Origin of the sequence: Nonomuraea sp. NPDC001831, from assembly GCF_042892035.1 — a bacterium.
In the GTDB taxonomy this organism is placed as follows: domain Bacteria; phylum Actinomycetota; class Actinomycetes; order Streptosporangiales; family Streptosporangiaceae; genus Nonomuraea.
The window spans coordinates 1228933-1240880 of sequence record NZ_JBIATU010000001.1 but is presented as its reverse complement, the minus strand read 5'-3'; the positions used below and the strand labels follow the sequence as shown (position 1 = coordinate 1240880).

Sequence of the window (11948 nt, the reverse complement as noted above, 5' to 3'; positions counted from 1 at the left end):
ACCCGACCGTCGCCCGCCGCAAAGCTCATATTCGTCCCTCCTCTTCACCAGAATCCGGCAACGGTGAGCTTCACCCCCAATACGGATATCTACAGTTGTCCTATGGGCGATCAACGGGACGCGGCGCCGACGTCAGCGCAGCACGGAACGAGGTAGTCCGTGGGCGGCCACGCCGACGAGGGGACCCTGCCGTACACCTCGGCGCTGGACGAGCAGCTCGCCCAGGCCGCCCGTGACACCGGCGCGCACATCGGCGCGGTGTACCTGCTGACCGGCTCCCCGCAGGTCCTGGTGATGGAGGCGGAGATCGGGCTGCCCGCGCAGCTCGTCAGGCCGTGGACCACCGTCCGGCTGGACGGCGGGGCGCCCGTGGCCGCCGCCGTCCGCCAGGGGCGGCTGGTGTGGGTGCCGACCGCGCAGGAGCTGGCCCGCCGCTTCCCGGGCACGGCCCTGGCCTTCCCGTACGCCTTCGCCTCGGCCGCCGCACCCCTGCACAGCGACTCCCGCATGTGGGGCTCGTGGATCCTGCTCTGGCCGGACGGGCGGCCGGCCGAGCTGAGCGGGCCGGAGCAGGACGTCATCGCCGCCACGAGCGAGCGCCTGGCGGCCGTCCTGGAGCAGGCCGCCGACAGCGGATGTCCGCTGCGTCCCGGCGGCGAGCCGCGGGTGCTGACCCCGGTGCCGCCGCCGATGCCCGACCCGTACGAGGCCGTGGCCGCGGCCGGCTACCTGGACCGGCTGCGGGACGGCTCCGTCGCGCTCGACCTGGACGGCGTCGTCACCTTCGCCAGCCCCGCCGCCGCCGACCTGCTCGGCACCACCGTCTCGGAGCTGCTGGGCACGCCGCTGTGGGAGACGGCGACGTGGCTGAAGGACCCGGCCTTCCAGGACCGCTGCCGGGCGGCGGTGGTCGGCCAGCGGGTCGCCTCCTGCTCGGCCCGCCGGCCGGACGGCCACGAGCTGGAGTTCGTCCTGCACCCGGACCCGACGGGCCTGAGCCTGCGCATCACCCCCTCGGGCGCCGACCTGTGCGCGCAGCGGCCCGCGCGCGCCTTCATGCCGGACAACGCGGGGCTGCCGCGGGCCGACGTCTTCTACAACTTCCTGCACATGGCCTCGGCGATGACCCGGGCGCTGAACGTCCGGGAGGTGGTCGATCTCATCGCCGAGCACGTCATGCCGGTGTTCAGGGCGCAGGCCATGGCGATCATGAGGGCGGAGAGCGGCCGGATGCGGATCGTCGGCTCGCACGGCTACGTCCCCGAGGTGCTGGAGCGGTTCGACGGCCAGTCACTGGCCGCGCCCAGCCCCGCCGAGCAGGTCGTCCGCACCGGCGAGGCCGCCTTCTTCGCCGACCGGGCCGAGCTGAACCGGGCCTTCCCCGACGCCGCCCAGGACGACGGGATGGCCGCCTGGGCCTTCCTGCCGCTGACCGTCTCCGACGACACCTTCGGCGTCTGCCTGCTGGCCTTCGACCACCCGCGGCCGTTCACCGCCGAGCAGTGCGCGACGCTGACCACGCTGGCCGGGCTGATGGGCCAGGCCCTGGACCGGGCGCTGCTCTACGACACCAAGGACCGGCTGGCCCACAGCCTGCAGACCTCGCTGCTGCCCGGCAGCCTGCCCGACATGCCGGGCCTGGAGGTGGCCGCCCGGTACGTGCCCGCGACCCGCGGCGTCGGCATCGGCGGCGACTTCTACGACCTGATCCGGCTCAACGAGACCACCGCCGCGGCCGTCATCGGGGACGTCCAGGGGCACAACATGACGGCCGCGGCGCTCATGGGCCAGGTGCGCACCGCCATCCACGCCCACGCCGCCGTCGGGGCCAGCCCCGGGGACGTGCTCCAGCACACCAACCGGCTGCTCATGGACCTGGACACCGACCTGTTCACCAGCTGCCTGCTCATCTACTTCGACCTGCGCCTGCGCACGCTGCGGGCGGCCAACGCCGGTCATCCGCTGCCGCTGCTGCGCCCGCCCAACATGCCGGCCGAGATCATCGACATCCCGGCGGGCCTGCTGCTCGGCATCGACGCCGACGCCGAGTACGCCACGGTGGAGGTGCCGTTCCCGCCGGGCGCCGTCCTGGCCCTCTACACCGACGGGCTGGTCGAGGCGCCGGGCGTGGACCTGGACGAGGCCATCGGGACGCTGGCGGCGTACCTGACCAGCGCCCCGCGCGAGCAGCTCCAGCAGGTCGCCGGGACGCTGCTCGACCACGCCCCGCACACCGACGACATCGCGCTGCTGCTGCTGCGGCACCGCGAGAACACGGGCTGAGCCCCGTTCAGTGCGAGACGAACGTGCGGTGGTCGGCCAGGGCGAGCGCCCGGACGAAGTCGAGGAGCTTGAGCAGCCCCCGCCCGGCGAGCCGGACCGGGGCGGGACGGCGGGAGCAGTAGGCGGCCGACCACAGGGCGGGGACGTGTCGTTCCATGCGGACCAGGATGTCCTGGCAGGCACTGATCGATCCAACACATCGTCTCGCTGGCTGCCATCGCTATCGTAGATGGATGGAACTGCGTCAGCTCCGCCACTTCGTCGCCGTCACCACCCATGGCAGCTTCACCGCCGCCGCGCGGGCCGAGCTGATCGTGCAGTCGGCGCTCAGCACGTCCATCCGCAAGCTCGAACGGGAGCTCGGCGCCGACCTGTTCGAGCGCACCGGGCGGCGGCCGGTGCTGACCCCGGCCGGGCACGCCTTCCTGCCGGCCGCGCGGGCGCTGCTGGCCGACGCCGCGGCGGCCGCCGACGCCGTGTCCGCGGTGTCCGGGCTGGCCACCGGCCGGGTGGCGATCGGCACCATCCAGACCCTCACCAGCGTCGACCTGCCGGCCGAGCTGGCCGCCTTCCACCGCCTGCGGCCGGGCATCCAGATCTCGGTCCGCGACGCGCCGGTGGCGGGGCTGCTCGACGCGCTGCTCGCCCGCGAGCTCGACCTGGCCTACCTGGCGCTCGACGGCGCCGAGCTGCCGGCGGGGCTGGCCGTGTTCGACTCCTGGGAGGAGGAGCTGGTGCTGATGACCTCGCCCGAGCACCGGCTGGCCGGCGCGGAGCGGGCCCTGCTGTCGGAGCTGACGGAGGAGCCGTTCGTGGACTTCAAGGCCGGCACCGGGCTGGAGACCGCGGTGCGCCGGCTGGCCGCCGGGTGCGGGCTGCACCGGCAGATCACCTGCGAGGTCACCCAGATCCGGCTGCTGGTCGACCTCGTGCGCGCCGGGATCGGGGTGGCGATCGTCCCCCGGCGGGTGGCCGAGCGGGAGGGGCTGCCGACCGTGCGCATCCGCCAGCCCGATCCGGCCAGGACGGTCGTGCTGGCCGGCCGGGCGCCCGTTCCCGCCAACCCGGCCGCCGCCGCCCTGCTGGCGCACCTGACCCGGTGACCCGGATCGCACGTGCGGGACCCGGCCCCGGCGGCAGATAACCGGTTGAACGGACGGGGGCTTCGTGGTGGGATGGCCCGCTGTGTCAGCGATCCAGGATCTCGTGCGTCCCGACGTCTATCCGCTGTCCTCCACATACGACCCGGAATGGGTGCTCGGGCTGGACATGGGCCCCCATCCGCTGTGGCTGCTGGAGGACCTGGCCCGCGACCTCGACCTGCGGCCCGGTATGCGGGTGCTCGACCTGGGCTCTGGCCTGGGCGCGACCTCGGTCTTCCTGGCCCGCGAGTTCGGGGTGGAGGTGGTGGCCGCCGACCTGTGGGTCGCGCCGGAGAAGGCCGCGGCCGTCTTCGCCGCGGCGGGCGTGACGGACCGCGTCCGGGCCGTACGGGCCGAGGCGCACGCGCTGCCGTTCGAGCCGGAGTCCTTCGACGCGATCGTCAGCGTGGACGCCTTCGAGTACTTCGGCACGGCCGACTCCTACCTGCCCTACCTGGTCCGCTTCCTGCGGCCCGGCGGGCAGCTCGGTGTCGCCACGCCCGGCATGACCCGCGAGGTCCGCGAGCTCGGGCACATCCCCGCGCACGTCAAGGCCCTGGTCGGCTGGGAGGCCATCGCCTGGCACACCGCCGAGTGGTGGCGCTTCCAGTGGGAGATCACCGAGCTGGTCACGGTGACGTCCGCGCGGCTGCAGGACGGCGGATGGCACGACTGGCTGCTGTGGGCCCGCGCCAGGCAGGAGACCGCGACGATCGCCATGCTCGAAGCCGACCAGGGGGAATACCTGTCCTTCGCGCTGGTCACCGCGCGCCGGAACCCGCCCGCGCCCTGACCACGGCGCCCCCTGGAGTCCGGCGTATGCGCGGGAGCGTCTCGGCCATGGCCGCGCTCCCCCGGTGTCGCGTTGACTTGTCCTCGCGCGTCCGGGACGTCGGGCGCGGGACGAACAGGGGGACACACTGATGTCGGTTCTGCGCACCGTCGTGCTCATCGCGGCGACCATGGCGACCGGGCTCGCGGCGGGCGTCTTCGGGCTGTACTCGCACACCATCATGCGCGGTCTGGGCGCGACCGACGACCGCACGTTCGTCGGGGCGTTCCAGGCCGTGGACCGGGCGATACTCAACCCCTGGTTCATGCTCAGCTTCGTCGGCGCGCTGGCCTTCACGGGCCTGGCGGCGGCGCTGCACCTCGGCCAGGACGTGCGCGCGGTGCTGCCCTGGATCATCGTCGCGCTGGTGCTCTACCTGGTCGCCTTCGTGCTCACCGTGGCCGTGAACGTGCCGCTCAACGACGCTCTCAAGGCGGCCGGCGACCCGGACCGGATCGCCGACCTGGCCGCGGTGCGCCGCGCGTTCGACGAGGCCAAGTGGGCCGGCTACAACCTCGTCCGCACGATCACCACCACCGGCGCGTTCGCCTCGCTGTGCTGGGCGCTGGTCAAGAGCGGCCGGGTGGGCTGACGGCGCGCTCGACCAGCGCGACGCGGTCGGCCAGCGGCCCGGCGGGCACCTCGACGAGCTCGAACCCGAGGTCGCGGTAGGTCCGCTCGTGCAGGCGCTCGAAGTCCAGCGCCTCCTCGTAGCCGATCCGCCTGGCCGAGGTGGCGCGGACGAACCCCTGGTTGCGGACGAAGAACACCTTCCCGTCGTACGTCCCCCGCTCCACCACCCGCTCGACCTCGCGGGCGAGCAGGCGTGAGGCGGGATACCCGAGGAAGCGGCTCAGCGCCAGCGTGCAGACCGGCGAGCGGTCGAAGAAGACGGGGGCCTCGCCGCCCGCGGGCACGGCCTCCTGGCGCCGCCGCTGGAGCCTGACCACCTCCTCGGCGAAGGCGGGCTCGCGCCAGGGCTCCGCGCGGCCGAGCGCCTGGCCGAGGGCGATGACGTCCGTCGCCGCCTCCTCGACGACGCTGTACCCGCGGACCTCCAGCAGCCGCAGGACGGCCGTCTTCCCGGCGCCCGGCGTGCCGGTGAGAACGTGGTTCGGCACGGTTGTTCTCCGTTTCGGTGGGGGTTGGTGACTGGCTGCGGGCGCTGATACGCGGCTGATACACGGCCGAGCGCCCGGTGACACCCGGCCGAGGCCGGGCGGACGGAAGAGGGCCCAAGACTGGCCGAGGCGTCGCGGAGGGCGGCGCGTCCCCACGGCGAAGGAGCCCTTGATGCGTGCGCTGGTGCGCGGTCCGCTCGGTCCGGGGGTGCTGACCGGCTGCGGAGGGGCTCCGGCGGGACAGCCGACCCGGCCGGCTGCGAGGCGATGAGGGCCGAGCGGAGCAGGAACGGCTTCGGCGTCCTGGCCGCGATCGTCCATCCCGAGCCTACCGACACGCGGGCCGGTCAGTGCACTTCCCTAGGTATGGTGCGATTTCATGACATCCCTGCTGCTCGTCGAGGACGACACCGTGATCCGCACGTCGCTGGGCATGGCCCTGGAACGGTACGGCTACCGGGTGACCACGGCGGCCGACGGGCTCGACGGGCTGGAGGCCGCCCGTACGGGCGATCACGACCTGCTGCTGCTGGACGTGATGCTGCCCGGCCTCGACGGCATCAGCGTGTGCCGCAGCATCAGGGAGACCAGCCAGGTGCCGATCCTGATGATGTCGGCCCGCGGCGACGGGCTGGACATCGTGGCCGGGCTGGAGGGCGGCGCCGACGACTACGTGGTCAAGCCGGTGGACCTGCCGGTGCTGGTGGCCAGGATCCGGTCGCTGCTGCGCCGGGCCACCTTCGCCCGGACGCCGGCCGCCGGGCCCGGGGCGGGGGCGGCCGTGCTGGAGTTCGGGGACCTGAGCGTCGACACCGGCGCGCTGGAGGTGCGGCGGGCCGGCCGGCGCGTCGAGCTGTCGCCGACCGAGCTGCGGCTGCTGCTGGAGTTCGCCGCCCATCCCGGCATCGTCCTGGAACGGGCGACGTTGCTGCGCAACGTGTGGGACTACGGATGGGACGGCGACAGCCGCGTGGTCGACCTGTGCGTGCAGCGGCTGCGCAGGAAGATCGGCGCCGAGCGCGTCGAGACCGTGCGCGGGTTCGGCTACAAGCTGGCCGTCACGTGAACCCGGCCTCGCTGCGCTGGAAGATCGCCGCACTCGTCACGCTCGCCGCGACCGTCGTCGCCGCCGTGGTGGGGCTGCTGGTGCACCGGGCGACCTGGCAGCGGGCGCTCGACCTCGGCCAGGCGCGGGCCGAGGCGGCCCTGGACAGGTCGCTGGCCGCCGGGACCGCCGAGGACGTCGTGCCCGTCACCGAGCTTCCCGATGCCCTGGCCGACCGGCTGCGGCCCGGCCGGCGGGTGGTCTGGTACGGGCTCGACCACCGGGACGAGCCGTGGATGTGGGCGGTCCAGCCGTCCGGCGACGGCGGCGAGGAGGCGACGAGCGTGCAGATCGCGATGGGCTCCGAACTGCTGGGCCTCCAGGCGCTCGACCGGAACATGGCCAAGGCCGGGCTGCTCGCCCTGGCCGGGGTGGTGCCGCTGTCGGTGCTGGCGGCCGAGCTGCCCAACCGGCGGCTGCGGCGGGTCGCGCGCACCGCCCGCAGCATCGCCGGGGGCGACCTGGCCGCCCGGACGAACGCCCGCGGCCGGGACGAGATCGCCCGCATCTCCGCCGCCGTGGACTCGATGGCGGCGAGCCTGCAGCACCGGCTGCTGGCCGAGCAGCGGTTCACCGCCGACGTCGCGCACGACCTGCGCACCCCGCTGATGGGCCTGGTCGCCGTGGTCGAGCTGCTGGACGAGGGCGAGGTCGCCGACCTGGTGCGGGACCGGGTGCGGGTGCTGCGCACGCTGGTGGAGGACCTGCTGGAGGTGTCCCGGCTGGACGCCGGGGCCGAGGTCGCCGAGCGGGTGCGCGTGCCGCTGGCCGCGCTGGCCGCGGAGTCGGCGGCCCGGGTGGGGGTCGAGGCGCGGGTGCTGGCCGACGGGGACCCGGTGGCCGAGACCGATCCGCGGCGGCTGGACCGGATCCTGGCCAACCTCGTGCTCAACGCCCATCGGCACGGCGCGGCGCCGGTGGAGATCGCGGTCGGCGACCACGTGGTCGAGGTGCGCGACCGGGGGCCGGGGTTCCCGCCGGAGCTGCTGGCCGACGGGCCGCGCCGGTTCCGCACGGGCGCCGCCGAGCGGGGCCGCGGCCACGGCCTGGGGCTGACGATCGCGCTGGGCCAGGCCCGGGTCATCGGCGCCGAGCTGACCCTGGCCAACGCCCCGGACGGCGGCGCGGTCGCCGTCCTGCGCCTCCCGCGGGGTTGATGCCCGGGTGGATGCCCGGGTGATGCGGGGCTGATACACGGCTGAGCGCGGGTGGATGCGCGGCCACGGCCGTACGGACACGCCGGTCGCGCAACCTGGCCGGTATGCGACGTTCCTTGATGTTTCTGCTGCTGGCTGGCGTTCTGTCGGGCTGTGCCGGAGCTCCCAAGGTCACCGGGGAGGCGTCCCTGCCGTGGCCGCGGGAGGGGCAGGCGGCGGTCGAGGTGGCCGGCGTGGGCAGCCTGGGCGTCAGCGGCGACCTGCGGCCGGTGCCGATCGCCAGCGTGACGAAGGTGATGACCGCGTACGTGATCCTGCGCCGCCACCCGCTGCGGCCCGGCGACGAGGGCCCGCTGATCACCGTGGACCGCGCGGCGGCCGAGGAGTCGTTGTCGCGGCTGGAGTCGACCGTCCCGCTCGTCCAGGGCCGGACGGTACGGCTGCGGCGGCTGCTGGAGCTGATGATGGTGCCCTCGGGCAACAACGTGGCCCGGCTCCTGGCCCGCTGGGACGCCGGCTCCCAGGAGCGTTTCGTGGCCCGGATGAACGCCGCCGCACGACGCCTCGGCATGGCGGACAGCACGTACACGGGGGCCAGCGGCAACGAGGACACCACCGTCAGCACCGCCGCCGACCAGCTCAGGCTGGCCAGGGCGGCGATGGGCGACCCGGTGCTGCGGGCGGTGGTGGCGCAGACCGACACGTCCGTCCCGGGGGACGCCAGGCGGCTGCACAACACCAACACGCTGCTGAACAGGCACGGCGTCATCGGCATCAAGACCGGCTCCGGCACGGCCGCGGGCGGCAACCTGATGTGGGCCTCGCGCGTACGGGGTCACCTGGTGCTCGGCGTCATCCTCGGCCAGGCCGCGCACACCGACCCGGCCGCCGCCAAGGCGGCGGCGCTGGAGGCGGGCGGGCGGATGAGCGCGGCGGTCGAGCAGTGGCTGCTCGACCGGTCGCGATGAGGCGACCGGGCGGGGATCAGCAGGTCAGTCCGCTGACGACGCCCAGCCGAGGTGTCGGGTTGACGACCGCGGACGCGATCGCCTGTCACGGACGTTCGCGCGAGACCCTGGGCAGAGCGAGCACGGCCACCGCCCCGGCGGTCACCACGCCGGCGCAGGCCCAGAACGCCAGGGCGTACCCGGAGGCCGGCGCGCCGGCGGGGGCCGCGGCCAGGGTGGTCAGCGCGGCCAGCCCGAGGGAGCCGCCGACCTGGCGGGAGGAGTTCAGGATGCCGGAGACCAGCCCCGCCTCGCCGGGGCCGACGCCGGCCGTGGCGGTCAGCGCGATCGGGGCCGAGGTGAGCCCCAGTCCGCCGGTGATGAGCACGCCCGGCAGCACGATCCCGGCGAGCAGGCCGCTCTCCGGCGTGACGGTGGCCTGCCAGGCGAAACCCGCCGCCGCGATCAGCGCGCCCGTGGCCAGCAGCGGACGCAGCCCGACCCGGCCGGCCAGCCACGGCGTGGCCTTGGCGGCGACGACGACGGCGAGGGTGTGCGGCAGGAACGCCAGGCCCGCCTGGAACGCGCTGTAGCGCAGCACCTGCTGCATGTGCAGCGACAGGAAGTACCAGAGCGCGAACCCCACGGCGCCCAGCAGGAACTGCACGAGCAGCGCGCCGGACACCGAGCGGGCCAGGAAGATCCGCAGCGGCATCAGCGGCTCGCGCGCGAACCGGGCCTGCACCAGGACGAACGCGGCCAGCGCCAGCACGCCCACGCCCATCGGGACCAGCGCGCGCGGCGAACCCCAGCCGTACGCGGGCGTCTGCAGCATGCCCAGCTCCAGCGCCGACAGCCCGGCCGTCACCGTGATCGCGCCGGCCAGGTCGAGCCCGCGAGCGCCGGCGTCGCGGCTCTCGGCGAGCAGGCGCAGCGCGGCGACGACCGCGACCACCCCGATCGGCGCGTTGATCAGCAGGATCCAGCGCCAGGACAGGTAGTCGGTGAGCAGCCCGCCGGCGAGCGAGCCCACCGCCCCGCCGGCGGCCCCGACCGCGCCCCAGGTGGCGACGGCCCTGGCCCGCGCCGGCCCGGCGGGGATCGTGGTGGTGAGGATCGTCAGCGTGGCCGGGGCGACCACGGCCGCGCCGAGCCCCTGGCACGCCCGCGCGGCGATCAGCAGCTCCGGCGTGGTGGCGAGCCCGCCGGCCAGGCCGGCGACCGCGAACACGGTCAGGCCCGCGACGAACGTGCGCCTGCGGCCGTAGAGGTCGGCCGCCCGGCCGCCCAGCAGCAGGAACCCGGCGAAGGTGAGGAGGTAGGCGTTGACCACCCATTGCAGCCCCTCGGCGCCCAGGCGGAGGTCGGATTCCATGGCGGGCAGCGCGACGTTCACGATCGACACGTCGAGGACCGTCATGAACTGCGCCAGGCAGACCAGGGCGACGATCGGCCAGAGGGGGGCGGGCGGCCGGGCGGTGCTCCGCCCGGCCGGTGGCGCGTCCGCGGTGTTCGTCATGATCCGAGATGTCGTCGACGGTCCCCGCGTGGTCACACGACCGCGACGGCGTCGACCTCGACCAGGCAACCCGGGTTCAGGCCGGCCACGACGTGCACCGTGATGGCCGGCGGGGCGTCGGCCCGGTTCCACACCTCCTGGAAGGCGGCCACTCCCTCGTCGAACGTGTGGCCCTCCAGCACGGCGATGCGCCAGTGCACGACGTTCGCCAGGGTCGCGCCCTCGCTCTCCAGGATCGTCCTGAGATTGCGGAACACCTGCCTGGCCTGGTCCCCCACCGTGGGGCCGACGACCTTGCCGTCGGGGCCGACGCCGTTCTGGCCGCCGATGTAGATCGTCTTGGCCGGCTGCTCGACCACGACGGCCTGGCTGAAGGCCGGGCTGCGGTGAAGTCCCTCGGGGTTGATGTGCCGTACGGCCATGGTGTTCTCTCCTCGTGTTCTGAAACCAGTTAAAGAGGTTTCGGTGCGACACCAGTTATAGTGGTGTCATGCGAGTGAACGCAACCGGACGGGTGCTGCACGATCCCAAGGGCGGGTCGTTCCGGTTCGACGCCGGCGCCCTCTGCCTCGACTTCGCCCACACCGGCGGCGAAGGCCAGTACGCGATCTTCGAGACCCTCCACGAGCCGGCCGACCTGGCCGAATGGCTCGCCCAGCCACCCCTGACGGCGGTCATGACGGTCCCCGTGACCGCCGGCGAGCTCACCGACGCCAAGGCCCTGCGCCGGGCGATCTGGGACGCGGCCCACGCCCGGGCGGCGCGCCGCCCCCTGCCCGCCGAGGCGATCACGGCCATCAACCGGGCCGCGACGGCCGCGCCCCTGGTGCCCGAACTCGGCGCCGACGGCGTCACGGCGGGATGGGCGTCGCCGGTGCGGGCCGTCCAGGCGCTGTCCGCCATGGCGCGGGAGATGATCGAACTGCTGTCCGGGCCGTTCGCCGAGCGTATCCGGGAGTGCGCGAGCGACAACTGCCCGCTGGTGTTCGTCGACACCTCGCGGCCCGGCGCCCGCCGCTGGTGCGCGATGGAACGCTGCGGCAACCGCCACAAACTCCGCGCCCTGCGCGCCCGCCAGGCCCTGGAGCCGTGACGCCAGGCCCTGGAGCCGTGACGGCGGCCTGGAGCCGTGACGCCCGGTGAGTGGACGCGGGGCGGCCCCGCGCGGGCTAAGGCCGGTCGAGGATCGACAGGCCGTTGACCGCGATCTCGATCCCGCGCCGCCCGGCGGCCAGGACGTCGTCCTCGGAGCCGCCCTGCTCCTGGGCGACCATCCCGGCCACGGCCAGCGCGCCCATGAAGCTCCCGACCGCCGCCCCCGCCGACACCGGGTCGAGCCCCGGATAGACCTCGCACAACGCCCTGGCCAGCCGGGGCTGGGTCTCCATCATGAGCGTCAGGCCGCGGGCGCGCAGCGCGGGCTCGGCGGCCATCAGCCGCGCCCGCAGCGGCGACAGCGCGAAGCCGAGCTCGTCGTCCTCGGCCAGGCTGCGCACCATGGCCTCGAACATGCGGCTCAGCAGCTCCCCCAGCGGCTCTCCGGGCCGCCGCCCGGCGATCGCCTCCAGCATCACCCGCTCGCGGTCGCCGGCCTGGAGGAAGAGCACGTCCTCCTTGCTCGCGAAGTAGGCGAAGAAGGTGCGGGGGGCGACGTCGGCCGCCGCGGCGATGTCGGCGACGGTGGTCTGCTCGTACCCCCGCTCGGCGAACAGCCGGACGGCGGCCTCCAGCAGCGCGCGGCGGGTGCGGGCCTTCTTGCGTTCGCGATGACCTTCCACGGCGCCACCCTACTGCATGCCCTGCTTTTATGCACAGGTTGCAAATTCGCAGTCTCTGCGGTTT

The 11948-nt window shown here is 74.2% G+C and carries 13 protein-coding genes; 8 read left to right on the top strand and 5 right to left on the bottom strand.

From position 1 onward, the window contains the following. Positions 1 to 159 precede the first annotated feature (159 nt). Positions 160 to 2283: a SpoIIE family protein phosphatase gene (locus ACFYYW_RS05485; RefSeq protein ID WP_387645410.1), complete on the top strand. Its 2124-nt coding sequence runs from the start codon at positions 160 to 162 to the stop codon at positions 2281 to 2283. 7 nt (positions 2284 to 2290) lie between these two features. On the opposite strand, the gene ACFYYW_RS05480 is transcribed toward ACFYYW_RS05485, so the two are convergent. After that, positions 2291 to 2440, bottom strand: a complete 150-nt coding sequence (locus tag ACFYYW_RS05480) for a hypothetical protein (protein WP_358301381.1) — start codon at positions 2438 to 2440, stop codon at positions 2291 to 2293. A 76-nt stretch (positions 2441 to 2516) separates the two neighbouring features. Between ACFYYW_RS05480 and ACFYYW_RS05475 the strand changes: the two genes are divergently transcribed. The 3 genes from ACFYYW_RS05475 (at position 2517) to ACFYYW_RS05465 (ending at position 4849) form a co-directional block, all read left to right on the top strand. Further along, on the top strand, positions 2517 to 3386 hold the full coding sequence (locus ACFYYW_RS05475) for a LysR family transcriptional regulator (RefSeq protein WP_387645408.1): 870 nt from the start codon (positions 2517 to 2519) through the stop codon (positions 3384 to 3386). Positions 3387 to 3468: 82 nt separating this feature from the next. Further along, on the top strand, positions 3469 to 4218 hold the full coding sequence (locus ACFYYW_RS05470; RefSeq protein ID WP_387645405.1) for an SAM-dependent methyltransferase: 750 nt from the start codon (positions 3469 to 3471) through the stop codon (positions 4216 to 4218). A gap of 130 nt (positions 4219 to 4348) precedes the next feature. Next, the gene (locus ACFYYW_RS05465) at positions 4349 to 4849 is read left to right on the top strand and encodes an anthrone oxygenase family protein (protein WP_364393867.1); all 501 of its coding nucleotides are present in this window, start codon (positions 4349 to 4351) and stop codon (positions 4847 to 4849) included. Here the strand turns inward: ACFYYW_RS05465 and ACFYYW_RS05460 are convergent. Beyond that, complete coding sequence (locus ACFYYW_RS05460; RefSeq protein ID WP_387645402.1) at positions 4827 to 5378, bottom strand: AAA family ATPase; 552 nt, start codon at positions 5376 to 5378, stop codon at positions 4827 to 4829. The genes ACFYYW_RS05465 and ACFYYW_RS05460 overlap by 23 nt on opposite strands. 379 nt (positions 5379 to 5757) lie before the next feature. Here ACFYYW_RS05460 and cseB point away from each other — a divergent pair, with 379 nt between their 5' ends. The 3 genes from cseB (at position 5758) to ACFYYW_RS05445 (ending at position 8608) form a co-directional block, all read left to right on the top strand. Further along, positions 5758 to 6444, top strand: a complete 687-nt coding sequence (gene cseB, locus ACFYYW_RS05455; RefSeq protein WP_387645399.1) for a two-component system response regulator CseB — start codon at positions 5758 to 5760, stop codon at positions 6442 to 6444. After that, the gene (locus tag ACFYYW_RS05450) at positions 6441 to 7640 is read left to right on the top strand and encodes a sensor histidine kinase (protein WP_387645397.1); all 1200 of its coding nucleotides are present in this window, start codon (positions 6441 to 6443) and stop codon (positions 7638 to 7640) included. The genes cseB and ACFYYW_RS05450 overlap by 4 nt, the downstream gene beginning before the upstream one ends. Before the next feature lie 104 nt (positions 7641 to 7744). Next, positions 7745 to 8608, top strand: a complete 864-nt coding sequence (locus tag ACFYYW_RS05445) for a serine hydrolase (RefSeq protein WP_364420023.1) — start codon at positions 7745 to 7747, stop codon at positions 8606 to 8608. 85 nt (positions 8609 to 8693) lie between these two features. Here the strand turns inward: ACFYYW_RS05445 and ACFYYW_RS05440 are convergent, their stop codons facing one another. Further along, positions 8694 to 10106: an MFS transporter gene (locus ACFYYW_RS05440; RefSeq protein WP_387645394.1), complete on the bottom strand. Its 1413-nt coding sequence runs from the start codon at positions 10104 to 10106 to the stop codon at positions 8694 to 8696. Between the two features lie 32 nt (positions 10107 to 10138). Beyond that, entirely contained in the window at positions 10139 to 10528 is a 390-nt protein-coding gene (locus ACFYYW_RS05435) for a RidA family protein (protein WP_352328644.1), read from the bottom strand. 68 nt (positions 10529 to 10596) lie between these two features. Here ACFYYW_RS05435 and ACFYYW_RS05430 point away from each other — a divergent pair, with 68 nt between their 5' ends. Continuing rightward, a complete protein-coding gene (locus tag ACFYYW_RS05430) occupies positions 10597 to 11199 on the top strand; it encodes an ABATE domain-containing protein (RefSeq protein WP_352328646.1) in 603 nt (200 codons plus the stop codon). A gap of 76 nt (positions 11200 to 11275) precedes the next feature. Here the strand turns inward: ACFYYW_RS05430 and ACFYYW_RS05425 are convergent, their stop codons facing one another. Further along, positions 11276 to 11884 carry a TetR/AcrR family transcriptional regulator gene (locus ACFYYW_RS05425; RefSeq protein ID WP_387645390.1) on the bottom strand — a complete coding sequence of 203 codons (609 nt, stop codon included), beginning with the start codon at positions 11882 to 11884 and terminating at the stop codon, positions 11276 to 11278. Between the last annotated feature and the right edge of the window lie 64 nt (positions 11885 to 11948).

Bases quoted from the DNA above. Each gene is read 5' to 3' on its own strand.
- cseB (WP_387645399.1), top strand. From the start codon at position 5,758: ATGACATCCCTGCTGCTCGTCGAGGACGACACCGTGATCCGCACGTCG.
- ACFYYW_RS05440 (WP_387645394.1), bottom strand. From the start codon at position 10,106: ATGACGAACACCGCGGACGCGCCACCGGCCGGGCGGAGCACCGCCCGG.
- ACFYYW_RS05435 (WP_352328644.1), bottom strand. From the start codon at position 10,528: ATGGCCGTACGGCACATCAACCCCGAGGGACTTCACCGCAGCCCGGCC.
- ACFYYW_RS05475 (WP_387645408.1), top strand. From the start codon at position 2,517: ATGGAACTGCGTCAGCTCCGCCACTTCGTCGCCGTCACCACCCATGGC.
- ACFYYW_RS05480 (WP_358301381.1), bottom strand. From the start codon at position 2,440: ATGGAACGACACGTCCCCGCCCTGTGGTCGGCCGCCTACTGCTCCCGC.
- ACFYYW_RS05445 (WP_364420023.1), top strand. From the start codon at position 7,745: ATGCGACGTTCCTTGATGTTTCTGCTGCTGGCTGGCGTTCTGTCGGGC.
- ACFYYW_RS05430 (WP_352328646.1), top strand. From the start codon at position 10,597: ATGCGAGTGAACGCAACCGGACGGGTGCTGCACGATCCCAAGGGCGGG.
- ACFYYW_RS05465 (WP_364393867.1), top strand. From the start codon at position 4,349: ATGTCGGTTCTGCGCACCGTCGTGCTCATCGCGGCGACCATGGCGACC.